The 22,637-nt window shown below is 66.1% G+C and carries 24 protein-coding genes and 2 tRNA genes; 7 read left to right on the plus strand and 19 right to left on the minus strand.

The features are described 5' to 3' along the window. Positions 1 to 146: 146 nt before the first annotated feature. From ATSB10_RS03440 to ATSB10_RS03455, 4 genes are read left to right on the plus strand one after another with little or no spacing between them, the layout of a single operon-like run. Positions 147 to 767 (plus strand): hypothetical protein, encoded by a 621-nt coding sequence (locus tag ATSB10_RS03440; RefSeq protein ID WP_063670496.1) that lies wholly within the window; start codon positions 147 to 149, stop codon positions 765 to 767. Positions 768 to 793: 26 nt separating this feature from the next. Continuing rightward, entirely contained in the window at positions 794 to 1,240 is a 447-nt protein-coding gene (locus tag ATSB10_RS03445; RefSeq protein ID WP_063670498.1) for an EF-hand domain-containing protein, read from the plus strand. Continuing rightward, the gene (locus ATSB10_RS03450) at positions 1,240 to 2,055 is read left to right on the plus strand and encodes a sterol desaturase family protein (protein ID WP_063670501.1); all 816 of its coding nucleotides are present in this window, start codon (positions 1,240 to 1,242) and stop codon (positions 2,053 to 2,055) included. The genes ATSB10_RS03445 and ATSB10_RS03450 overlap by 1 nt, the downstream gene beginning before the upstream one ends. Continuing rightward, complete coding sequence (locus ATSB10_RS03455) at positions 2,055 to 2,954, plus strand: alpha/beta hydrolase (RefSeq protein WP_205631087.1); 900 nt, start codon at positions 2,055 to 2,057, stop codon at positions 2,952 to 2,954. The genes ATSB10_RS03450 and ATSB10_RS03455 overlap by 1 nt, the downstream gene beginning before the upstream one ends. 265 nt (positions 2,955 to 3,219) lie before the next feature. Here the strand turns inward: ATSB10_RS03455 and ATSB10_RS19210 are convergent, their stop codons facing one another. The 11 genes from ATSB10_RS19210 to ATSB10_RS03490 all read right to left on the minus strand — a co-directional run bounded on the left by ATSB10_RS19210 (position 3,220) and on the right by ATSB10_RS03490 (position 11,056). Then, positions 3,220 to 3,864, minus strand: coding sequence for a hypothetical protein (locus tag ATSB10_RS19210; protein WP_157469031.1), 645 nt, complete (start codon positions 3,862 to 3,864; stop codon positions 3,220 to 3,222). A 74-nt stretch (positions 3,865 to 3,938) separates the two neighbouring features. Next, positions 3,939 to 4,244: a hypothetical protein gene (locus ATSB10_RS03460; RefSeq protein WP_063670503.1), complete on the minus strand. Its 306-nt coding sequence runs from the start codon at positions 4,242 to 4,244 to the stop codon at positions 3,939 to 3,941. 57 nt (positions 4,245 to 4,301) lie between these two features. After that, positions 4,302 to 4,535 carry a hypothetical protein gene (locus ATSB10_RS03465; protein ID WP_063670505.1) on the minus strand — a complete coding sequence of 78 codons (234 nt, stop codon included), beginning with the start codon at positions 4,533 to 4,535 and terminating at the stop codon, positions 4,302 to 4,304. Positions 4,536 to 5,169: 634 nt separating this feature from the next. Next, positions 5,170 to 6,207 carry a hypothetical protein gene (locus tag ATSB10_RS19215; protein ID WP_157469034.1) on the minus strand — a complete coding sequence of 346 codons (1,038 nt, stop codon included), beginning with the start codon at positions 6,205 to 6,207 and terminating at the stop codon, positions 5,170 to 5,172. A 127-nt stretch (positions 6,208 to 6,334) separates the two neighbouring features. Next, a complete protein-coding gene (locus ATSB10_RS03470) occupies positions 6,335 to 6,949 on the minus strand; it encodes a hypothetical protein (RefSeq protein ID WP_063670507.1) in 615 nt (204 codons plus the stop codon). Then, positions 6,946 to 7,164 carry a hypothetical protein gene (locus ATSB10_RS19220; protein WP_157469037.1) on the minus strand — a complete coding sequence of 73 codons (219 nt, stop codon included), beginning with the start codon at positions 7,162 to 7,164 and terminating at the stop codon, positions 6,946 to 6,948. The genes ATSB10_RS03470 and ATSB10_RS19220 overlap by 4 nt, the downstream gene beginning before the upstream one ends. A 38-nt stretch (positions 7,165 to 7,202) precedes the next feature. Continuing rightward, entirely contained in the window at positions 7,203 to 8,372 is a 1,170-nt protein-coding gene (locus ATSB10_RS03475; RefSeq protein ID WP_169816698.1) for a DNA-primase RepB domain-containing protein, read from the minus strand. A 29-nt stretch (positions 8,373 to 8,401) separates the two neighbouring features. Then, the gene (locus ATSB10_RS03480) at positions 8,402 to 8,668 is read right to left on the minus strand and encodes a helix-turn-helix transcriptional regulator (RefSeq protein WP_236886486.1); all 267 of its coding nucleotides are present in this window, start codon (positions 8,666 to 8,668) and stop codon (positions 8,402 to 8,404) included. A gap of 123 nt (positions 8,669 to 8,791) precedes the next feature. Beyond that, positions 8,792 to 9,442 carry a hypothetical protein gene (locus ATSB10_RS19225; protein ID WP_157469040.1) on the minus strand — a complete coding sequence of 217 codons (651 nt, stop codon included), beginning with the start codon at positions 9,440 to 9,442 and terminating at the stop codon, positions 8,792 to 8,794. 155 nt (positions 9,443 to 9,597) lie between these two features. Then, the gene (locus tag ATSB10_RS03485; RefSeq protein ID WP_063670510.1) at positions 9,598 to 10,815 is read right to left on the minus strand and encodes a tyrosine-type recombinase/integrase; all 1,218 of its coding nucleotides are present in this window, start codon (positions 10,813 to 10,815) and stop codon (positions 9,598 to 9,600) included. Between the two features lie 165 nt (positions 10,816 to 10,980). Further along, a tRNA-Ala gene (locus ATSB10_RS03490) sits at positions 10,981 to 11,056 on the minus strand. A 325-nt stretch (positions 11,057 to 11,381) separates the two neighbouring features. Here ATSB10_RS03490 and ATSB10_RS03495 point away from each other — a divergent pair. Then, entirely contained in the window at positions 11,382 to 13,004 is a 1,623-nt protein-coding gene (locus ATSB10_RS03495) for an MASE1 domain-containing protein (RefSeq protein ID WP_169816699.1), read from the plus strand. A gap of 17 nt (positions 13,005 to 13,021) precedes the next feature. Here ATSB10_RS03495 and ATSB10_RS03500 read toward each other — a convergent pair whose 3' ends face one another. Next, complete coding sequence (locus ATSB10_RS03500) at positions 13,022 to 14,140, minus strand: ribonuclease D (protein WP_063670514.1); 1,119 nt, start codon at positions 14,138 to 14,140, stop codon at positions 13,022 to 13,024. Positions 14,141 to 14,258: 118 nt separating this feature from the next. Between ATSB10_RS03500 and ATSB10_RS03505 the strand changes: the two genes are divergently transcribed. Both ATSB10_RS03505 and ATSB10_RS03510 read left to right on the plus strand, forming a co-directional pair. Next, positions 14,259 to 16,202, plus strand: a complete 1,944-nt coding sequence (locus ATSB10_RS03505; protein ID WP_063670516.1) for a formylglycine-generating enzyme family protein — start codon at positions 14,259 to 14,261, stop codon at positions 16,200 to 16,202. 192 nt (positions 16,203 to 16,394) lie between these two features. Continuing rightward, positions 16,395 to 16,631, plus strand: a complete 237-nt coding sequence (locus ATSB10_RS03510; protein WP_063670518.1) for a hypothetical protein — start codon at positions 16,395 to 16,397, stop codon at positions 16,629 to 16,631. A gap of 62 nt (positions 16,632 to 16,693) precedes the next feature. Here ATSB10_RS03510 and ATSB10_RS03515 read toward each other — a convergent pair. From ATSB10_RS03515 to ATSB10_RS03545, 7 genes are all read right to left on the minus strand, one after another. Continuing rightward, positions 16,694 to 16,779: transfer RNA gene (locus ATSB10_RS03515), tRNA-Leu, on the minus strand. Between the two features lie 28 nt (positions 16,780 to 16,807). Beyond that, the gene (locus ATSB10_RS03520; protein WP_063670520.1) at positions 16,808 to 17,389 is read right to left on the minus strand and encodes a cysteine dioxygenase family protein; all 582 of its coding nucleotides are present in this window, start codon (positions 17,387 to 17,389) and stop codon (positions 16,808 to 16,810) included. A 70-nt stretch (positions 17,390 to 17,459) separates the two neighbouring features. After that, on the minus strand, positions 17,460 to 18,581 hold the full coding sequence (gene metX / locus ATSB10_RS03525; protein WP_063670522.1) for a homoserine O-acetyltransferase MetX: 1,122 nt from the start codon (positions 18,579 to 18,581) through the stop codon (positions 17,460 to 17,462). After that, a complete protein-coding gene (locus ATSB10_RS03530) occupies positions 18,578 to 19,633 on the minus strand; it encodes a tetratricopeptide repeat protein (protein WP_063670524.1) in 1,056 nt (351 codons plus the stop codon). The genes metX and ATSB10_RS03530 overlap by 4 nt, the downstream gene beginning before the upstream one ends. After that, positions 19,630 to 20,070, minus strand: a complete 441-nt coding sequence (locus ATSB10_RS03535; RefSeq protein ID WP_205631088.1) for a cytochrome c-type biogenesis protein — start codon at positions 20,068 to 20,070, stop codon at positions 19,630 to 19,632. Before ATSB10_RS03535 ends, ATSB10_RS03530 begins: the two co-directional genes overlap by 4 nt. Beyond that, complete coding sequence (locus ATSB10_RS03540) at positions 20,067 to 20,609, minus strand: DsbE family thiol:disulfide interchange protein (RefSeq protein ID WP_063670526.1); 543 nt, start codon at positions 20,607 to 20,609, stop codon at positions 20,067 to 20,069. Before ATSB10_RS03540 ends, ATSB10_RS03535 begins: the two co-directional genes overlap by 4 nt. Then, positions 20,606 to 22,606 (minus strand): heme lyase CcmF/NrfE family subunit, encoded by a 2,001-nt coding sequence (locus ATSB10_RS03545; protein WP_063670528.1) that lies wholly within the window; start codon positions 22,604 to 22,606, stop codon positions 20,606 to 20,608. The genes ATSB10_RS03540 and ATSB10_RS03545 overlap by 4 nt, the downstream gene beginning before the upstream one ends. Positions 22,607 to 22,637 lie beyond the last annotated feature (31 nt).

Here is a 22,637-nt window from a genome sequence, read left to right on the forward strand (position 1 = left end):
ATTGCAAGCAAATGTTTCCGGCCGGAGAAGCGGCAACATCCGCTCACATCCGGCGGATTTCGGACACACCTGCGCACCGGCGTCGGCGTGAGAGTGGCCCCACCGCAGCGGCAACGCGGTCGACCTCTTCCCGACTGGAGCCTGTCATGAGCCTGTCCACCTCCCTCCGCATCGCTTCCCTGGCGCTGGCCTGCGCGACCGCTGCCTCCTTCGCCTCCCCGGCCGACGCCCAGCGCACCGGCCGCTTCCACGCCCGCGGCACCTTCGCCAACGGCCAGGGCGGCATCACCCACGTGCGCGGCACGGCGGCCTCCGGCGCCCGCGGCTCGGTGGTACGCGGCGGCTACACCGCCACCGGCGCCGACGGCAGCGTGCAGCACCGCGCAGGCCGTGCCGTCCAGGGCGCCAACGGCGGCAGCTACACCGGCAGCAACGGATACACGCGCAACGCCGACGGCTCGGCCAGCCGCTGGCACAACGGTTCGGGCACCACCGCCGCCGGCGGCACGGTAAGCACCAGCGGCGCGTATTCGCGCGGCGCCGACGGCAGCGTCAGTGGCAGCTCGCAGACCAGCGCCAGCGGTCCGCGCGGCAGCTACGACGCCGGCACCACCACCGCCAACGGCGTGACCCAGCACACCACCTCGGCGACCAATGCCGCGGGCGACAGCTACAACGGCCAGACCACCTACACCAAGGGGCAGGGCGTCTCGCACAGCGGCAGCTGCACCGACGCCTCCGGCAACGTGATCGCCTGCGGCCACTGACCTCTGCGACAACCTGGAGTCCGATCATGCGACACCTGATCTGCCTGTTCGTACTGGGAACGCTGGCCGTCACCGCGACCGGCGCCCGGGCCCAGATGGGCCGCCCCGATCCCGCCCAGCGCTTTGCCGAGGCGGACACCAACCATGACGGCCAGGTCAGCCTGGCCGAGTTCCAGGCGGCGCGTGCCGCGCGCTTCGCCAAGGCCGACCGCAACGGCGACGGTGTGCTCAGCGACGACGACCTGCCGCGCTTTGCCCGCAACAATCCGGCGATGCTGGCGAAGATCCATGCGTTGCAGCAGGCCGCAGACACGGATGGCGATGGCCGCGTGACCCGCGAGGAGTTCGACGCCGCCGGCAATCACCTGTTCGCGCTGGCCGATGCCAACCATGACGGTGTGGTGGATGCCAGCGAGATGAAGCAGATCGCCCAGCGCATGCAGTCGCTCGCGGCACAGCGGAGCGCGCCGTGATGCGACATGCCGCCCGCTCGCCACTGCTTGCGCTGGTGATGGTGGCACTGGTGCTGGCCGAGTGGCTCTGGCGCCGCCGCTCGGCCGGGACCGGCTACGACAGCCGGGGAGCGCTGGCTTCCCTGGCGGTCGGGGCCGGGCATCTGGTATCCGGCGTGCTGCCGGCGCTGGTACTGGGCGGCCTGTTCGCCTGGGCCGCGCGCTGGGCGCCGGTGCACTGGCCGGCAGGTGACTGGCGCACCTGGCTGGCGGCGTTCTTCGCGGTGGAGCTGGCGTACTACGCGTTCCACCGGATCAGCCACGAAGTGCGCTGGCTGTGGACCACCCACGCCGTGCACCACACACCGGAGGAGATGACTCTGCTGTCGTCGATCCGCCTGGGATGGACCAGCCTGCTCTCGTTCGGCTGGGTCTGTTACCTGCCGCTGGTGCTGGCCGGCTTCGACCCGCGCATGGTGTTCGCCCTGCTGGCCTTCAACCTGCACTACCAGTTCTTCCTGCACACCGAGGCGGTGGGGCGGCTGGGGCCGTTGGAGTGGGTGCTGAACACGCCGTCGCACCATCGGGTGCACCACGGCTCGAACGCAGCCTACCTGGATTGCAACTACGGCGGTGTGCTGATCGTGTTCGACCGCCTGTTCGGCACGCTGCGCACCGAACGCGCCGATGAACCCGTACGCTACGGCCTGGCGCACCCGCTGGGCACGCAGAACCCGCTCAAGCTGGTGTTCCTGCCGTGGCTGAGGCTGATGTCCGACATGCGCGCTGCCGGCAGCCTCGGCGGCGCATTGCGAGTGGCACTGGGGAGGCCGTGATGAACCGCAGGATCGTCATTTGGTGGCTGGGTGTGTGCGTGCTGGCGATGACCGGCAGCGCGTGTGCGCAGATGCGCGGCGGGCTGCTCCAGCGCTGGCGCGAGCGCCAGGCCGACGCCACCCCCGCCGCACCGCTGCCGGCAGGTACTCGGGTGATACGCGACATCGCCTACGGCAGCGATCCGAACCAGCGCTTCGATGTCTATGCGCCGGCCCAGGCGCACGACGCACCGGTCATCTTCATGGTGCACGGGGGCGGCTGGCGGCGTGGCGACAAGGCCATGTCGAACGTGGTGGCGAACAAGGTGGCCTACTGGGTGCCGCGCGGCGTGGTGGTGATTTCCACCGACTACCGGATGTTGCCTGACAACCCTCCGCTTGGGCAGGCACAGGACGTGGCCCGGGCACTTGCAGCCGCGCAGCGCCGCGCGGCGGAGTGGGGCGGCGATCCGGATCGCTTCGTGCTGATGGGACATTCCGCCGGCGCACACCTAGTCAGCCTGCTGGCTGCCGAGCCGCAGCTGGCCCGGGAGCAGGGCGCCCGCCCGTGGCGCGGCACCGTCTCGCTCGACAGCGCCAGCCTCGACGTGGTGCAGACCATGAACGGCCGCCATTTCCGCCTCTACGACGAGGCCTTCGGCAGCAACCCGGCCGACTGGCTGGCCGCCTCGCCGCTGCAGCAGATGCATGCCGCCCCTGCGCCGTTCCTGGCGGTGTGCTCCAGCCGCCGCCAGGACTCCTGCCCGCAGGCGCATGCCTTCGTCGGCAAGGTCCGCTCGCTCGGCGGGCGCGGCGAGGTGCTGGAAGAGGACCTCTCGCACAGCGAGATCAACAAGGATCTGGGCGCGCCATCGGACTACACCACCCAGGTGGATGCGTTCCTGCGCTCGGTGTTCTGAGCATCGCCCGGGCGTCGCCGATGCCTGAAAAAGCGGAGGCCGGGACGCGAACGTCCCGGCCTCTGAATTTGGGGAAGCTCACCGGCCTCTTTGGGGTGCCTGTGATGATGGGGTAGAACCCGGAAGGGGGATTGGATTCCAAACCTCGGCGCTACTCAAAAGTTGGGGGGGCGTCGCTGCTCAACAAGCGCTAGCGCGCCGGTAGGGTAATCAGCTAGAGATTACCGGCCGGAACCGGCCAGAAGCGGACGTCCAACATTGCCGGTCAGCCGGCGCCTTTGGCGGTCGGCTGCTCCGGCTTGTTAGCCGTAACGCCTTGAGTGGAAAACAATGAACTCATAAGGAATAAGCCGCCTACAGCAAGTGCCACAATCAAGATGCTCGCTGCTATGTAGCGAGTAGTCCTGAAAACGGGTTCGCCGTCTTTAACACGATCCCACTCTAATTTGAGTATTGGCCGCGCCTTAATTTCCAATTGATCCGCCAATTCACGGGCTTCGTCATATTTATCCTCTCGTACGTGCTGCCGAACGGTGCTTAGCGTTGCCAGAAAATCTCTATTTAGTTCTTTTAGATTCTTGTTCTTGTCGTCTGGGTTCACACGGAGCATGATCATTGTATAAGCCCGGGAGGCCTTTTCAAAAGATGGCTCCATGGCTTTTGCATGCTCGTGCCATGAAAGTGTCTTCCGCGCTTCTTCATCCAACATTGAGTTCGCGTTCGACAAGAACGAAATTGCAGACACGAACTGTGAAATATCTTCCCGGAGAGCATCAATCCAAACTTGTCTAAATTCGGATATTTTCTGATCTTTTGAGATGACCAAGTTTAGGTATGAGAAAGCTCCGGCAATGATGGCCGCTGAAATCGCACCTATGGCAACTAGTGCTTGTGCAGGGACTTGCTCCATGAAGCTTCCTCCTAAGGGCTAACGCTTGAGTTGAGCGGCGGCGGAGCCGTCCGCCTCGAACGAATTGATAGAACTCATAGCTCGATGAACTCCGCCGCTTCGGCGTCGTAAAAGCGAGCATCTAGTGCGCTGCATAGCTCCCGAAGCACAGCGGACTCGCGCGGCCCCCAAACCCCTGATACGGAAATTGCTCTCGGGTCCTCATTCTCGTCGGGCTCCTCCACCTTGAGGGCGAGAGACAAAGAATTGTCGTGCTCAGGAATGCAGCGCTGGATTGCCGCGAGAACGTCGGCTCTTGAGCCGAGCGGCTGCGGCACCCAATCGTGCGACAGTTCTGCAAGCTCTTGAGTGGTGCGAACGATTATTCCGATGCTGGCCATGAGTTCTAACGCTGGAGTTAAGCGGCGCGCGGTACGCGCGTCCACTTGGACGACTGGTTAGAGGTTGCCCCGATAGTTGGGGTTTGGCTTGAACTCGCCGGTGAGCTTGCCGTTGCTGTCCACTTTGAAAGCACCCTTTATCGCTTCAGGCGGAACACGGTCTTGTGGCCCGAAGTTGCCAGCAATTTGGTAGACCCAACCGCCGGGATTGCGCGCGGCCTCCTCGATCATCTCGGGGCTTGGCGGGAACTCTGTTGTCTTAGCTTCCTGCGCAGACTTGAAGGGCCACATGCTTGCACCTCTAACTATTGAATATACGGACCCGCCGGCCCGGTTATACGTCCCCAGCGTCGCAACGAAATCCTTGCGCAACTCATTGTTCTTTCGGAAGCTTATCTCTGCCACGTCCGGCTAACAACTGAGAGCAACGCCGGACAGATAGGCCCAGCCTTGGAACGGCGGCTTAGGATCGGAAGCTGCCTGCCGAGGATGCCGATGGGACGCCTGGCTGCTGGAAATTTGCAGCAGGTGGTCGGTGCCAGCTGAGATGTTCAGCGCATACCGGAACCGATGTTCAGACGGTCCAGAATTCGTACCCGGGATGAGGGCGGAGCGGGCTGGGGCATATTGGGGGCAATCCCGTTGCAGCGCCCTGTAACGCCTAGTCACGCGCTGTGACAAATCGGGGACAAAGAAAGCAAAAAGGCCGAGGATTCGCATCCTTGGCCTTTCTGTAAACGCTTGGTTTTGGTGGGCGGAGGGCAATCGAACAATTACGCTCAACTCTTGTTATATCGACGTATAAGAAAGCTACGTTGAAGAAATGCCCCCAAATATGCCCCCGAAGCCATCGGGGTGGACCGTTGGGTGTGTCCCACATTGGCAGCCATGCCCGAGCAACATTGAGGCTAGACCGCTTTCCGCGTCACCAATCGTGCGCAGTTTTTCCTTTTATCTCCTGCCTGCTCAGTCGGCGCAAAGGCGTCCACACAGCACCATCCTGTTCGATGACTCGATCTACTAGAGGAGCAATCGGGATTGGCCAAACCGTGCCGGCATCGGCGGCTCTTTCTAAAGCTCCGCGAAGCTCGCGAGCGCTTATAGCGCCGCCTTTCATCAGGCTGCACGCGGACCACATCTTTTCGAGCAATTGCAGAACCTTGACTTTCGCGTTTCGCTCTTGACCTCGCATTTTGAATCGCATGGCAATGTATCGAAGCAGCCACCAGATGCGTGACAAGGCGAAAAATCCGGCGTACCACAGCAACCCAATCGCAAGGTGATGGCTAATCTGAGTGTCTGGATTCTTGGCTACATAGAATCCAATCGCCAGCGGTATGCCAATGAAAATTGCGGCCTTGGTAAGCCAGGCCTGCAACTTTGCAAGCGCCTGATCTTTAAGCATTTTATCTAGATCGCCTTGATGCTTCTTATAGGATTCTATTGCCCAAATTGAAAAGAACGAAAAATTCACCCAGAGTTGTCGCTTCATTTCTTCGCCAAACTCTGTAACTTCATTGACCATCATCGCGTCAACTAAAACCCAATCCAAATATTCGTGGCGTAGCCAAGGGATATTCAAATATTGATCGGATACGCGAACTAGTTCTTGAGGATCAAGGCGGATGTATTCATTGCTATTCAAACCACGTTGAAAGGATGCCTTTGGGTCGCGGTGTCGCCAAAGCCAGGGCGTTACGTGTGGCTCGCCTATATCCTCAAACCAATTTCCATGATAGCGCTGCTTATACCAGCTTGGAGACAGGACATTATGCAGGTCTTGCACAAAGTTCGATGCCGTAAAGACGAAATTATCAAGCGGCTTTCCTGTGCGTATCGCCTCTGCTTCGCACAGAGGCAGCAAAAGCAACTGGAGCTGGTGAGCCTCAGAGGCACCCACGCCCTCACAGCCGTACTCCTCGACAACTGTAAGGGCAAGCTCAGGGTTGCCAGTCGTATCCATGTTCGCCGCTCCTCATTCATGCCGGCCAGGTCGTCTATCAGCCTGTCTCTAAGGAGGATATCGCTTTGCGGCGAGGGGCGTTCGCCTCACACAATTTTCGTTGCCTAAATTCATAGGCATAACTGGGTTAGTCCAACAGCGGGAAACGTCTCAGGAAGCGGCATAGGTAGGCATCTTCGGCCGCGGCAAGTTCGGCATCGCGTCGAGCGTAACGCTCAAAGGTGCGCCAGTGCATGCGCAATGGCTTACATGGTTCGCTAAATAAGTCACTGAAGGTGTCCCGCAGCTTGCGACGGATTGCCCAACGCTGCTCGATGATGCGGTGTGCCCCGCTGCTGCGCTGGCTGGAGTAGGTGGGCAGGGGGCGGATTGCGGTGCGCGCGCAGAACTTCTCCACGCTGCCGAACTTGTACAGTTTCAGCACGCGTCGCCCGGTGTAGGGGCAGTGCATGTACCAACGTCGCCCCCCGAAGTGGAGGGGGAGCGAAGACAGTCGGATCAGGCACTTTACGTCTCGCGGTTCGCCGTCGCGTGTCCAGGAATAGGCGAGGCGAAGCTCGCCACTCTCGGCTTCCAGCGTGGCTGTGTAGCGAATGCTCGCCACCTTCTTGCCGTCGCTGTGCCATTGCCAGCCGCCTGATGTATTGGCATTCGCTCGCAGGGCGCCGGCCTTGAACAGGCTGCCCACGCTCAGGGACAACGCCGATTCGATGTGGGGACGCCAGCCGCCCGCGCCGCTCATGTTGGCCCCGCGATGCCGTTTCGCTCGTTCCACCAGGCGTCCGCGCGCTTTTCCCTGCGTCGGTAGGCCCAACGTCGGAAGGGCACCACGTAAAGCGTGCAGGCCTCTAGTTCGAAGCGTTTGACCGTTGGTGGTCGGCTGTTCCAGCCCGGCGAGCGGCGGGCGGCGGCGAGTGCCGTGCGCAGGTCGTCAGATAGGCCGGGCTTTTGCTTCATCGGGCTTGGCTCCGGGTAGGTGGCGCAAGGGCAGGGCATCAAAAATCATTCACCGTGCTTATATTCTTAGGTACACGCTCAGGGTTGCTTGCGCTTGGTGCACTACGCGTATCTAGCCAAGCCGGTAGGAGCTCCGTTGCGATGGCGAAGCGCGCCGGCTTCTTGCCCTGCTGAGTGATTTCGCCGGCCTCGGTCTGTATTAGCACTCCCGCATCCACGGCAAGCGCGCGAAACCGATAGAACGTGGCTGGGCGCTCCAGCCCGTTTTGGTCTTTGAAGTCGCACCATGGCAAAGCGATCTTGCCGTTGTTGTTTAGGTTCAATTGCCGATAGGCACCCACCACGATGGACTGGCTGCGGGTAGGCAGCGCCTTCCAGGCGGGTGAGTCCAGCAGGGCATGAGGAAGCATGGCGAAGCCTTGGGAGCCGCGAGCGCTCGCACTCGCGGCGATGTGGTCGACCTCGCTTGCACACAGCGGAGGTGTGCATCGCTCGGCGTTGATCTTCTGCAGTCGCTGGGCCACCACCGCAGGTGACAGGCCTTCGTAGACTAGACCCCTTGCAAGCCTGAAAAGGGTGTCGTTGCGTTGGCCCTCCGGAATCGCCCCGGAAAGGCTTCTGGGCGCCGGCGAGGATGCGTTTGTGGCGGTGCTTAGCCCCAGAGCGTCGGCCAGCTCGTCGCGGAGATATGGCGGCCTCTCGTGGTGACTCACGATGCGGGACCGGAACGGCTCGCGCTTGTTGTGAAAAAAGCCCGGCACACGCATCACGCGCGGAAGGTCGCACACCTTTGGGTCAGCGTTGAACCGTTGGGCGATGGCCTGTTGTATCTGCCTGAAGTTTTCTAGAGGCACGTCCGCCACCAGCCAGTAGGCATGCCAACGACCGGGGGATGACTCCACCACTATGTGCGGGGGTAAGTGAAAGGCAGACACTGGTTCCAATGGCGCTCCGTCTAGGTCGGCAAAGCACGCGCGCACCTTCTGCACGTTGTCGGCCCTCCTGCCTTTGCAGTCCCCGGCGTTCACCATGACGAAGACGCCCGCGCCCGCGGCGTTCAAGCGCGCCAGCATATCGCCGTACTTAGCCAGGTTACCGTGGAGGATTCTGGCTCGGTGGCGTCTATGCTTTTGCCCGTCGCCGAACGTCTGGAACGTGTGGAACGTGCCCAGCCGCTCCAGGAAGGCCCGCGCCTGGGCCAGGTCCACCGTAGGCTCCCTGATGCACTCAGCGGCGTTCATGCGGCCACCTGCTCGATCAGTGCGCGGATGTCCTCCACCCGCCAGGCGGTGATGCGTTCGCCCAGCTTGACGGGTTGCGGATAGCGGCCTGACTTCACGCCGGCCCACCAGGTAGATCGGCAGACGGGGAACAGGGCGGGAATCGCCGGATCTTTGTTAGTGGCAGGCTTGCCGAGAATCTGCGGCAACCGCAAGTAGCCGGTTTCGGGGAGTGGTGCTGCCATGTTGCTTTCCTTCGGCCCTGTGCGGCCGTTGTTGAACATGGCTACCTATCATTGTCATGAGCGGCCCGTTGAATAGTGGGGCAGGTTCAAATAACCCCCACCCCCAAATTTCCGAACCTACACCACCCCAAGGCGCGAACTTACCCCACCCAGCCGGAGCGCTTACTCGCCAGGGGTCTTTGGTGCGCCACCGGCACGTTGCCAATTCGCAACGCTGGCTATCCGCTCCCGCGCATTTCCAGTTAGCTCAGGTTTGTTTGCTTCGAGCCATGTTTCCAGCGCCTGCTTGGCACTCTTGCCAGCCGTGGCCTTTGGATCGTTGCGAACGGCATCAAACGCTTCAATTGCCGCGCGTAACTCTTCCGGGAATCGACTCAAATCGGGCTTTCGCGCTGACTGCTCGCTAGCACCAGCAGGCCAGCCATGCGGGATTCCACAGGCAGTGGCCCACTGCACCAAGTCGGCCACATGAACGGTTGTATCGCTACACAGCTCATCGCTCGCGCTATCGCAGGGCACTGTCCATTGATCGTAACCGTTGGCTTCCCAGGCTAGCGGATTTGCTGCGCGCACTCTGCCGCTCTGCACGGCGCGGATCAGCGCAATCTCGTAGGCGTCCGCGCTGGCGGCTTTTGCTTTGTCGGAATCAATGCGATTCGTTGAGGGCTTGGGATTCAGTCCGGCGAGAAGGCGCGCCGCTTCGCGAATGCCCAACGGGTCGACAATTTTCCAAATCTTCCAGTGGTCGAGACCCTGCGCCCCAATTTCCGGCAACGCGTCGTCTGTCCAGCCAAAGAGCGGGTCATCCGTCATTGCGCACACCTCTGCGCCCTCCAAGGGGTGCCGCGCCAACCGGGGAAGGTGCCCGGCTTTCGGGGATCAGCCTAGGCGCGGCGTAAATCTTGTGCCATGCAGTGTCGTCTAGTCTCGTCGCATGGTGTGCAACTTTGGATGGGGTGGACGGTGGCTCAGGCGCGCGCGCGTCCCATCGGCACCACGTTGCCGCCCTCCTTGAGGGTGTCTAGGTAGTCAGCCCATTGCTGCATCATGGCGCGACGTTCGGGCAAGTGTGCGGTGCGGTTGTAGGCGCGGCCGTTGGGGTCGCGCACGGCGTGGGCTAGCTGGTGCTCGATGTAGTCCGGTCGGACGTGCAGCACCTCGTCCAGAATGGTGCGGGCCATGGCGCGGAAGCCGTGACCGCTCATTTGGTCCTTTTCGTAGCCCATGCGCCGCAGGGCGAGGCGCACGGCGTTGTTACTCATTGCGGTGCGCTGGGTTCGGCCGGGGAAGACGTGGGGGCCGGTGCCGGTGAGGGCGTGCAGATCGCGCAGGATCGCCACGGCTTGCGTGGACAGGGGCACCAAATGCGGTTCGCGCATCTTCATCCGCTCGGCCGGGATGTTCCACTGTGCGGCATCGAGGTCGATTTCGGCCCATTTGGCCTCGCGCAGTTCGCCGGGGCGCACGAATAACAGTGGCGCCAGCCGCAGGGCGGACTTGACGATCAGGCCGGCGCGCACGGTATCCATGGCGCGCAGTAGCTCGCCCACCTTGACCGGATCGGTGATGCTGGCGAAGTGGACCGGCTTCCAGGGGGTGAGGGCGCCGCGCAGGTCGGCAGCGGGGTCACGTTCGGCGCGACCGGTTTGGATGGCGTAGCGGAATATCTGCCCGCAGTTCTGCACGGCACGGTGGGCGGTTTCCAGTGCGCCGCGATCCTCGATCCGTCGCAGCACCTTCAGCAGCTCCGGGGCAGTGATTTCGGCAATAGGGCGGACGCCAAGCCAAGGGAACAGGTCGCGCTCCAGGCGGGCAATGATCTTGCCGGCGTGGTTGGGTGCCCACTGTGTGGATTGCTTGGCGAACCATTCGCGGGCGACCGCCTCAAAGCCGTTGGACGCGCGCTCGCTCCCGGCCGCTTTCTCGGCCTTGCGCTGCTCGCTGGGGTCCACGCCCGCGTCCAGCAGCTTGCGCGCCTTGTCGCGCTTGTCGCGCGCGTCCTTCAGTCCGATGACCGGATATGCCCCCAGGGCCAGGCGCTTTTCCTTGCCCCCAAACCGGTACTTGAGGCGCCACAGCTTGCCCCCGGCTGGGGACACTTCCAGGTACAGCCCTCCCGCATCGAACAAGCGGCGAGGCTTGCCGGATGGCTTGGCACTGCGGATCGCCGAGTCAGAGAGGGGCATTTGGGGGCATCCTCAGTGCGGCCGGTGGCCTATGCCCCCGATCATGCCCCCGGCTGGGGGCAGATTACAACGCACGTCGTTGGACGCTATCGGGCACAAAAAAGGCCGGAAGCCTTGATGTTACAAGCTTTGCCGGCCTTCTTTGGATGTCGCTGGACTAACTTTTGGTGGAGCGGAGGAGGATCGAACTCCCGACCTTCGCATTGCGAACGCGACGCTCTCCCAGCTGAGCTACCGCCCCACGTGAGCTGCGCATGTTAGCAGCGGCCGGGCGGCTCGCCAATACCCGGGGCGTGCCGGTGGGCAGGTGGCCGGGGGTATCCGACGTTGCCCCCGCTTCGCGCGAAGCGATACCATCGACGCGAGACGGGGGAGCGATCGAGCCACGCGGCATGCCGCAATGGCGCTGGTGTTTCCGGCTGGCGGAAACGCGCATTTCCTTGGTACCCCCAGGGTGGAATCACTCCGGTCGACCCGCAGGGTCGGCGAGGCCAGCGGGTGCCCAAGGTGGTCTCGGATATGGACTGGCGTCGGTTGCAGCGCTCGTGGAGCGCCTGAAGCCCATCGTGCGAAGCATTGCCCTGTCGCGCCAGGTCGGCGTGGCAGTGGTCTATTGCGCATCGGTGGCATTGCTCGACCACCTGTCCATGTCGCACTGGATCGTGCTGACCGGCTTGCACCTGGGGGCCCTGCTGCTGGTGGACTACCGCTACTGGCCGGCACTGTTCGCCGGTGACGTGGCATGGCTGGGCTACCTCAGCCTCACTTCCTACGCGCAGCTCGGCACGCTGTGGGCGTTGGTCAACCTGATCCCTCCCATCGCCTGGTACGCCCCGCTGGTGCTGATGTTCCGCGAGCACTGGGGGCTCGACCCGGCCCGCGGTTCCACCCACATGCCGACGCTGATGGTCTGCGCGGTGGCCGTGTCCGGCATCGCCACGCTGATCGCGATCGGCCAGTTGCAGGTGGTGCCGCTGCCGACGGGCAGCTCGCTGCACTACAACGAAACCCTTCCGCGGCTGGTGCTCGGCAACCTTCTGGGCGTCCTCACGGTGACACCCGTGCTGCTGGTGTGGCAGCAGGGCCTGGCTGCGACCGGCTGGCGCTGGCTCAGCTGGATGCGCCAGTGCACCGAGAGCCGCCTGGCCATCGAATCGGGCTTTGCCGTGGTGCCGTTCATCGGCGCCCTGTGCTGGCTGGGAGGACGCCACGGCGAGATGCGCGACGTGATCCAGCTGGCCATGTTCGTGCCGGTGGTGATCCTGGCCATGCGGCACGGTTGGCGCGGCGCCGCGATCGGGGGGATGCTGGCGACGGGCGGGGTCATGACCCTGATGCCGGTGCACGACGACGCGACCACCCTGCATGCGGAGGCGATGATGGCCGTCGCGATGGCCACCATGCTGGTGATCGGTGCACGCATCACCTACCTGAATGGCCGCGCCGAGCGCGAGCAGTCGCAGATGCGCGCGGTGTTGAACCAGACCCAGCGGCAGATCGTCGAGGACGAGGCGGAGCTGCGCGTCATGGCCCGTGCACTGGAGGAGTTCCGGGAGTCGTTCCAGGGCGTGCTGCACCAGATGCTGGGGCGGGCCGGTGGCGCCGCAGACGTTCGGGCCCTGCAGCGGAGCGCGTTGCGGGACAGCCTGCCGGCAGCACTGCCGGAATCGACGGTCGATTCGCTGCACCCGTCCATGCTGGCGCGGTCGGGACTGCCGGGTGTGCTGGGCAAGGAGGGGCTTGCCCGGCTGCTGCAGGACGCGGGAGTGGACTATGCCTGGGACCTGCGCGGCCCGGTCAGCCTGCTGCGGCAGGGGACCAGTCTCGCGCTCTATCGCATCGTGCTGGAAGCCCTGGCCGACGCCTGTTCGCGACGGGACGTGGCTGCCGTGCGGATCCGCCTGCGCTGTGGCGAGCAGCGGCGATCCTGGGCGGTTGCGGTGATCGATATCCAATGCGACCCCGAGCGCGCCGCCCGGGTCGACTGGGGGCGGCTGGTGCCCCGGCTGCAGCTTCGCGCCAGCGGGCTCGGTCGCCGGGCGATCGAGGACCAGGCCGCCCTGTTCGAGGGCGCCGTGCGCGAACGGCCGACACCCCATGGCCAGCGGGTCACCGTGGGGCTGCTGCAGTCGGCTTCGCTGCTTGCCGGCGAGCTCGACGACCAGGCCTCGAAGCTTCGCCAGGCCTGAGTCGCGCCGCGGCGGTCTCAGCCGGGAAGCAGGGCCGGTAGCGGGCCGCCCAGCAGTTCGCCGCGCCAGCCGTCGAGGAAATCCGGCCACTCGCCGGAGCTCACGTATTCCTCCAGCACCTTGCGGGGACACAGCAGGCCGCTGGGCAGATCGAGTTCGGTGGCGAGGGCATCGACGCAATCCTTCATTGCGCCGAGGGCCTTCTTCGCCTCGCCCTGAAGCGGATGAGCCACCGGTGCGGTGGCCGCGATCTCCGCCTCGTCGACGGGATCGCGCAGCAGATCGAACAGTTCCCCGCGTTGCGCGCTGCGCAGTGCACGCTGGCCGCGGCTGCGCTGGTCCAGCTCGGCCTGGGTGGATGGCGGCTGCTGCACCAGACTCATCGCCAGGGCATCTTCGAGCAGCCACGGACGGGGTTTGTCCAGCGCGCGCGCTGTGCGATCGCGCCAGCGCAGCAGGCGACGCAGGAGAGCCTGCTTCGCGCGCGGCCAATCGGCGGCGCCGCGCAGGCCGCGCTGGGGCTGCGTGTCGCCCTCGGCGGCGGCAGCGCGATGCTTCAGGCGTTCGCAATCCTCCGCGTGCCAGTTCGCACGGCCGCGCTGTTCGAGGCGGCTGGCCAACTGGTCGTGGATGCTCTCCAGGTAGACCACGTCGAGCGCGGCGTAGAGCCGCTGCGAGTCGGTCAGCGGTCGCTGCATCCAGTCCGATCGTGTCTCGCCCTTGTCCAGCTCCACCTGGCACAACTCGGCCACCAGTGCGCGATAGCTGATGCCCAGGCCCATGCCGACGAAGGCGGCGGCGATCTGGGTGTCGAACAGCGCGCGCGGTCCACCCGGCAGGAACGGGGCCAGGGTCTCCAGGTCCTCGCCGGCGCTGTGCATGACGGTGACCGCATCGCCGCCATGCAGCTGCGGCTTGAGCGCATCGCCGATGTCGAACGCCAGCGGATCGACCAGCGCGTAGCGGCCGTCCCAGCCCAGTTGCAGCAGCGCCAGTTGCGGATGGAAGGTGTTGCGCCGCATGAACTCCGTATCCAGTCCCACCCGCGCGTCGGCGGGCAGGTCGGCGAGCCATCGGTCGAGCGCATCGCGGCGATCGATCCAGACAGCGTCGGAGGGCAGGGCGGGCAACGGCATGCGGAGGGATCCTCGGGTCGTGAACGGCGGCTCCTGGAGGCCGCGCAAGGGAGCGCAGGAAGGTCGATTGCCTGCGGTCGGCATGGCACGATAGCAGCCCCTACGAGGACGCCCCAAGATGCCCAAAGGATCGAACATCGACCGACAGCGCGCGCTTGGCGGCGCGCTCGGCGTGGTCGTGCTGGGCTTTGCGCTGACTTACCACTTCTTTCCGAGGGTATTCCACGTCAATCCCGAGGACGTGGCGCCGCGCCGTTCGATGTCGCTCGGCGTGGCGCAGCCGGCGCGAACGGCCAGCGCGCCGATGGTGGTGGACCGCGGCGAGATCGATGCCGGCCCGCCGCTGACGCTGGCGCCGGCCGCGGTGATCGCCGCGCGGACGCATCGCGTCGATGCCGCCTTGCCTGCGCAGAAGGGAGAGGACCCGCCGGAAGTGGTGGCCCTGCTGGATCGCGCGGACAAGGCCCTGCATGCCGGGCAGGTGGCGGGTGCCCCCGACAGTGCCGCCTCGCTCTACCAGCAGGCGCTCAAGATCACTCCGGACAGCCACCGCGCCCTGCAGGGGCTCGACGAGGCGCGTGCACGGCTGGTGGCGGCGATCGGCCAGGACATCGCACTGGGCGACGCCGATGCGGCCGGTGACCTGATCGAGTCGCTGCGCACGCTTCCGGGCAGCGAGGCCGACGTCAAGACACTCGACACCAGCCTCGGCACCCTGTTGAAGGTGCGACCGATGCTGGCCAAGGCCGCTGCGCTGCTTGGCGCGGGCAAGGTCGACGGCCCGGGCGAGGACAATGCGCTGGCCGGCTATCGGCAGGTATTGGCCATCGATCCGCAGAACGCGGTGGCGCAGCAGGGGCTGTTGCAGGTGCAGCGCGCGGTGCTGGACCGGGCGCTGGCGGCGGTGGCGCAGAACGACTTCGACGCGGCGGACAAGGCGCTCGGCGAGGCCCAGGCCATTCAGCCGGATTCCCCGGCCATGCGGGACGCGACCGCGCGTGTGGCCGGCATGCGCGACCAGCGCGCCAGCGGCCTGCTGGCCCAGGCCCGCACCGCGCTTGATGCGGGCAACCTCGCGCTGGCGCAGAAATTCGCCGCACAGGCAGCCGCGGTGAAACCGGACCTGGCCGGGCTGGACGAATTCCACGAGCGGCTGGTCAACGCCCGCCTGTATGCCAGCTACCGGCCGGGGCAGGTCTTCACCGACAGCTACGTCGATCTGCCGGGCAAGGCGCCGTCGATGGTGGTGATCCCCACCGGCAGCTTCATGATGGGGGCCGCCGATGCCGAGCCGGGCCACAGCGACACCGAGACTCCGCAGCACAAGGTGACCATCGCCAGCGGCGTGGCGATCGGGCGGACCGAGGTGACGGTGGGGCAGTTCCGTGAATTCGTCCGTGCCAGTGGCTACCAGCCGGATTCGGTGACCAAGGGCGGCTCCAGCATCTACGACGAGCGCGGCGGCGTGGTGCGCGACGATCCCCAGGCGACCTGGGAGGACGACTATGCCGGGCATCCCGCCGACGACGACATGCCGGTGGTCAACGTCTCCTGGAACGATGCCAAGGCTTATGTGGACTGGCTGGCCAAGCACACCGGCAAGTCCTACCGCCTGCCCAGCGAAGCCGAGTTCGAGTACGCACTGCGTGGCGGCACCACCACCCGTTACTGGTGGGGCGACGGCACGCCCGACAAGCGGGTGGAAAACCTCACCGGGGCGCTGGACCGCTCCCGCAACGGCCGGCGCTGGAGCAATGCTTTCCGGGGTTATCGCGATGGTTACTGGGGCCCGGCGCCGGTGATGAGCTTCCTGCCGAATCCTTTCGGGCTGTACGACATCAACGGCAACGTGTCCGAGTGGGTCGCCGATTGCTGGCACGACAGCTACCTGCGCGCGCCCCGCGACGGCAGCGCCTGGATCAATCCGGGCTGCAGCGCCCACGTGGTCCGCGGCGGCTCCTGGGGCAGCGCGCCGGACCAGGACCGTTCGGCCTACCGGCAGGGCGTCGATGCCGACGTGCGCAGTGCCCGGGTCGGATTCCGGGTGGCCCGGGAACTCTGAGCGGGTCCTGACTGCCATCGACAGGTTCTTGCGCACCCCCCGGGTGATCGCGCTATCTTGACCACTCCGGCGCTGCCGCCCTCGGCCGCGCCCCGAGACAAACGCTCCGTTAGTGCTTATTTCGGGATGCCTCCGGCGCGTTGGGAGGCCCCGGGCCCTTGGCCACCTCCACCTCACGTCGAGGAGCACGCCATGGAACCGCAACCGGTCCGCCTGTTTGTCCCCTATACCGACGATACCCCCTGGATCGTGCGCGGCGAGGTCGCGCGCGTCGGAACCTTTGGCAGCCGTGCCGATGCCGTGCGGGCCGCGATGGCCATGCGGGCCAAGCTCGCGCGCGCCTGGGGCGTGTCGCACCCGCCGGTGCAGGTGCAGGAATGCGATGGCAGCTGGCACGACGTGGAAGACGAGGAGCCGCTGTTCGGCTGAGCCGGCCGTCGATGACGGACGCGCCAAAAGGAAAACCCCGCCGAGGCGGGGTTTTTCATGTCTGGTACCGGTGATAGGACTCGAACCTACACGACATCGCTGCCAGCGGATTTTGAGTCCGCCGCGTCTACCATTCCGCCACACCGGCTTAAGACAAGGACGCAATTATGCCGGCTTCAGTGCAGGGGGTCGAGTCCCAGCTGACGGTCGTGGCGCTCGTAACACTGCGCCTCGGCGGCGGGCTGGAAGATCGCGCAGTGGGTCATCTGGCCCGAGTAGATGTGCAGGCTGACCGCGACCACGTCCTCGCTGGGATTGCGGATGGTGTGGTACTCGTGCGGCGGGATCAGGCTGCCGGCGGAGCCGGGGCCGGCCTGGATCGAGCCGACCGGCTGGAAACGGCACTGGCCCTGATCGTCGGCCAGGCGCTCGTACTGGGTGACTTCCAGCTCGCCGCTCCAGACGCCTTCGACGCACCACATGCCGCAGTGGTCGTGGATCGGCGTGCCTTGACCCGGGCCCCAGGTCATCGCGACCACGCAGTAGCCGTGTTCCTCGCTGCAGTAGAGCTCACGACGGGCATAGCGCCCCTTGGCCGTCTCGTAAACGCAATCGGGGAGCTGCACTTCGCGGGCGCGGATCAGCCGGCAGAGGCTGTGCCTCAGCGAATCGGTGATGGCCTGGGTGGACGGTTGGCTGACAGCTTCATCGATGGCATCGATCAGCTGGCGACAGCCGGGAAATTCCTGGGCAAGCATGGTGGTCTCGGTACGGCGCTTAACTACCCCATCTTAGCAGCGCCATCGGGTGGCGACAGCGGATGGGGGCTCAGAGCCGCCCCAGGAAGCCGCCGATGGCGCGGCTGTAGCTTTCGATGTCGACCAGGAAGGCGTCGTGGCCCTGCGGCGAGTCCAGCGCGACGAATTCGACGTCGGCCCCGGCCTCGCGCAGCCCTTCGGCGATCTGCTCCTGCTGCTCCAGCGGGAACAGGATGTCGGTGCTGACGCCGATCACCAGCGCCTGCTCGATGCAGATCCGGCGCAGGCCCTCGCGGACCGAGCCGTGGCCGTATTCGGCCACGTCGAACCAGTCGCTGGCGCGGGACAGGTAGAGGTAGCTGTTCGGGTCGAAGGTGCGCACGAAGCGCTCGGCGTGCGCCTGCAGGTAGGACTCGACCTGGAACTCGACGCCGAACGGGTGCTCCTCGCGCTGGTCGGAGTCCAGCCGGATGCGGGCGAAGCGCCCGTTCCACTCCATCGCCGAGCGATAGGTGATCACGCCCAGCTTGCGGGCGATGCTCATGCCGGCGTCCGGATAGGTGGCGTCGGCGCGGTCGCCCGGGTGCAGGTCGTACGTCCCCCTGGCCCAGCCCGGATCGAGCCTGATCGCCTCGCGCTGCAGCGAGCGGATCGCGATGGCGAATGGCTGGGCCTGCGGCGCCGTGTCGACGCTGATGTGGGCGCGCACCGAACCCGGGTGCAGCAGCATGTAGGCGAGCGCACTCATGCCGCCCATCGAGCAGCCGACGAGGCAGGCCAGCCGGTCGATGCCGAGCTGGCTCACCGCGACGTGGGCGGCGTTGGCCACGTCTTCCAGCGACAGCTCGGGGAAATCCAGCCGGTACGGCTCGCCGGTGGCGGGGTTGGTCGAGGCCGGGCAGGTGGAGCCCTTGTCGCTGCCCAGCGAATTGACGCAGATGACGAACCAGCGGTCGGTGTCGATCGCCTTGCCGGGGCCGATCATCGCTTCCCACCAGCCCGGCGAGGGGTCGTCGGGGCTGGACGCGGCATGGGCGCTGGGCGACAGACCGGTGAGGATCAGCAGCGCGTTGTCCCGCGCCGGCGCGAGCGCGCCCCAGGTTTCGTAGGCGACGCGGGCACCCGCCAGCGCGCCTCCGCGCTTCATCGGGAATGGCGAGGGCAGGTCGGCGTAGCGACGCGCGTCGCTCACGGATGCACCTTGTCGATGACCACCGCGACCGGCTCGTGGCGGCGGGTCGGCACCACGCCGGCGGTGCCTTCCAGGTCGCCCGGCTGGCCGATCGCCTGGCCGCTATGGCTGATGCGTGCACCGACGACCACGGACGACGCCGAGGACAGGTCCACCGACGGCGCCATCGCCATCGCGTCGGTGAGCTCCACCGTGGCCGGCAGCCGGGAGGCGTCCAGACGCGCCACCGCCAGCGGCATCGGCGGGCCGTGCTCGGCGCGGGCATAGACGAACAGGGTGTCGCCGGGGCGGACCTTGTCGCGCAGCGCCGGGGCCAGGCTCACCTGCACGGTCAGCTTCGGCGCGCTGGCGTTGGCCGCCTGTGCGTTGCTGCTTGCCGCGGGGGCGGGCGCACCGCCGGCGCGCGCGTCGGCCACCGCGATCTGCTGGGCCACCGCCTTGGCCACGCTGGACCCCGGGGTGAGCAGCGGCTGCAGCTGGCGCCAGGTGGCAGCGGCCTCGGCGAAATGCTCGAGCTGGAAGTCGCTGATGCCGAGCAGCCACAGTGCGCGCTGGTTGTCCGGGGCGAGCTTCACCGCCTGCAGCAGCAGCTCGCGCGCGCGACCGTCGATGCGGTGGTCTGGGCGCGCCATGGAATCGGCCTCGGCCCAGCCGATCATCGGCAGCGGATCGTTCGGCAGCAGTCGCAGCAGCTGGCCATAGGCGTCGCGCGCCTCGGCGTTCTGGCCCAGCGTCGCCGTGGTCTGCGCCAGCAGCATCCAGCCCTGGCTGTCGTCCGGCGCTTCCTTGAGGTGGGCGCGCAGCTGGGTCAGCGCCTGGTTCACGTCCATGGGTGGGGCCTGCTTCGCCACGCCGTCGAGCGCGACCGGGGTGCCCACCGTGAGGTAAAGGCTGGCCGCAGCCAGAGGCAGCGCGAAGGCGATGCCGAGTGCGAGGACGAAGACCCCGCGCGAACGCCCCTGGGCGCGCCCGTGCCTGATCAGCGGCCACAGCAGCAACAGCAGGCTCGCCGCGATCATGATCGCGGCGATGATGTAGAACAGGATCTTCACCAGTCGTCCCCGTGGTCGATGGTCGGCGGCGGCGCGCCGGAGCGAGAGCGTTTGCGGATGGTCACCACCACGACGACGGCGCCGGCCAGCAGGATCAGCAGCGGTCCGAACCACAGCACCCAGGTGGTGGGATTCACCGGCGGGTCGTAGAGCACGTAGTCCGAATAGCGGGCGACCAGGTATTGCTTGATCTGGTCGTCGGTGCGGCCCTCCTGCATCAAGCGGAACACCTCATGGCGCAGGTCGCGGGCGATCGGTGCGTTGGAGTCGGCCAGCGTCTCGTTCTGGCACATCGGGCAACGCAGTTGCGCGGTCAGGTGCTGGAAGCGCAGCTCCTGCGCATGGTCCTTGAACGGCATCGGCTCGATCGCCTGCGCGCCGGCGAGTCCGGCGAACAACAGCAGGCCGATGGCCAGCAGTACGACCAGGCGCCTCATCGCGACTCCTTGGCCAGCGCGGCAATCGCCGGTTTGAGCTCCTTCTCGATCACCTCGGGGGTGAACGGCCCGATGCGCTTGTAGCGGATCACGCCCTTGGCATCGACGAGGAAGGTCTCCGGGGCCGCGTAGACGCCGAAGTCGATCGCGGTCTGGCCGCTGACGTCGGCCATCAGCACCTGGTACGGATTGCCGTGGCGGGCCAGCCAGGCCTTGGCGTCGTCGGGCTGGTCCTTGTAGTTGTAGCCCACCAGTTCGACGCCCAGGGTCGGTCCTTCGGCCTCGAGCAGCGGATGTTCCACCGCGCACTCCACGCACCAGCTGGCGAACACGTTGAGCAGGTAGGGCTTGCCCAGCAGATCCTTCTTGGTGACCATCTTGGCCGGGTCGTACAGCTCGGGCAGGGCGAACTCCGGCGCCGGCTTGTTGATCAACGGGGAGGGGATCGCGGTCTGGTCGTGGTGGCTGTTCCACCAGATGCCGAAGCCGAACAGGCCGCACAGGGCCAGGAAGGCGAAGAACGGGATCAACCGGCTCATGCATGCGACTCCCGCGCGGTGGCCAGCCGCTCGCCGGCGGTCGCCCCCGTCGGAGCGACGCGTTCACGCTCCGCCACGCGTCTGGCGCGGAAGCGGCGATCCGCCGCGGCGACGAAACCGCCGAGCATCATGAACAGGCCGCCGGTCCACAGCCAGCGGATGAACGGCTTGACGTAGAGGCGCATGGCCCATGCGCCACCGAGGTCGTTCGGGTTCATCGGTTCGCCCAGTGCCACGTAGAGGTCTCGGGTGACGCCCGGATCGATCGCCGACTCGGTCTGCACCTGTTCGCGGGTATAGGTGCGCTTCTGCGGGTGCATCACGCCGACCACCGAGCCGTCCTTCGAGACGGTGATCGCGCCCTGGCTGCCTTTCCAGTTCGGGCCGCTGGTCTGCTTCACGCCGTCGAAGCGGAAGCTGTAGCTGCCGATGGTCTGGGTGTCTCCCGGCGCCATGCGCACGTCGCGGGTGACGCTGAGCGACTCGGACAGCAGCACGCCGGCCAGGAAGATGCCGACGCCGAAGTGCGCCAGCAGCATGCCGGCCATCTCGGCCGGATAGCGCCGGCCGGCCGGTGCCTCGCGGTAGCGCTTGTAGACGTAGAGCAGGGTGCCGACCACGCACCAGACGGCGGACGCCACGCCGACCAGGGCGCGGGCACGGCCGTCGACGAAGAACGCCGCCACGATCGCGCAGGCCACCGCGGCGATGCCGGCGCGCAGTGCGATCGAGCCGATCACACCCGGTTCGCCGCGGCCCCAGCGCAGGAACGGTCCGAACGGCAGCAGCAGCACCACCGGCGCCATCAGCAGCGGGAACAGGAAGCCGAAGTAGGGCGGACCCACCGAGATCCGGCCCAGGTTGAACGCGTCGCCGATCAGCGGGAACAGCGTGCCCAGCAGTACCATCGCCGCGGCCACGGTGAACATCAGGTTGCCGACCAGCACCGCCGTCTCGCGCGAGACCACCGCGAACGACTTGCCACCGGCCACCTTCGGCGCGCGTAGCGCGTACAGCAGCAGCGAGCCGCCCACGACCACTGCCAGGAAGCCCAGGATGAACAGGCCGCGGCGCGGGTCTGAGGCGAAGGCATGCACCGAGGTCAGCACGCCCGAGCGCACCAGGAAGGTGCCGAGCAGCGACAGCGAGAAGGCGAAGATCGACAGCAGGATGGTCCAGGCGCGCAGCGAGCCGCGCTTCTCGGTGACCGCCTGCGCGTGGATCAGCGCGGTGCCGACCAGCCAGGGCATGAAACTAGCGTTCTCCACCGGATCCCAGAACCACCAGCCGCCCCAGCCCAGCTCGGCGTAGGCCCACCAGCTGCCGGCAACGATGCCCGCGGTGAGGAAGGCCCATGCCACGTTGGTCCACGAGCGCGCCCAGCGCACCCACGCCTGTTCCATGCCGCCGCCGAGCAGGGCGGCGATGGAGAAGGCGAACGCCACCGAGAAGCCGACATAGCCCATGTAGATCACGGGCGGATGGAAGGTCATGCCCGGATCCTGCAGCACCGGGTTCAGGTCGCCGCCGTCCGGCGGCATCGGCAGCAGGCGGGCGAACGGGTTGGAGGTGAACAGGATGAAGGCGAGGAAACCCACCGAGATCATCCCCAGTACGCCCAGCACCCGCGCCACGAAGTCGTCCGGCAGGTTGCGGCTGAAGGTGGCGACGGCGAGCGTCCACAGGTTGAGGATCAGCACCCACAGCAGCATCGAGCCTTCGTGTGCGCCCCACACCGCGGCGATGCGGTAGTACCAGGGCAGTGCCAGGTTGGAGTTGTCCGCGACGTAGGCGACCGAGAAGTCGAAGCGCAGGAACGCCCAGACCAGCAGGGCGAAGGCGACGATCACGAAAGCGGCCTGCCCGGCCGCGGCCGGTCGAGCGGTAGCGATTAGGGCGCGATTGCCGCGCCAGGCGCCGATCAGCGGGAGGATGCTTTGCGCCAGCGCCAGCAGCAGGGCGAGGACGAGGGCGAGCTGGCCGAGTTCAGGAGTCATGGCGTGTTCCGTCGTGGCGGGCGCGTTGGGT

It is taken from the genome of Dyella thiooxydans (genome assembly GCF_001641285.1).
Lineage (GTDB): Bacteria > Pseudomonadota > Gammaproteobacteria > Xanthomonadales > Rhodanobacteraceae > Dyella_A > Dyella_A thiooxydans.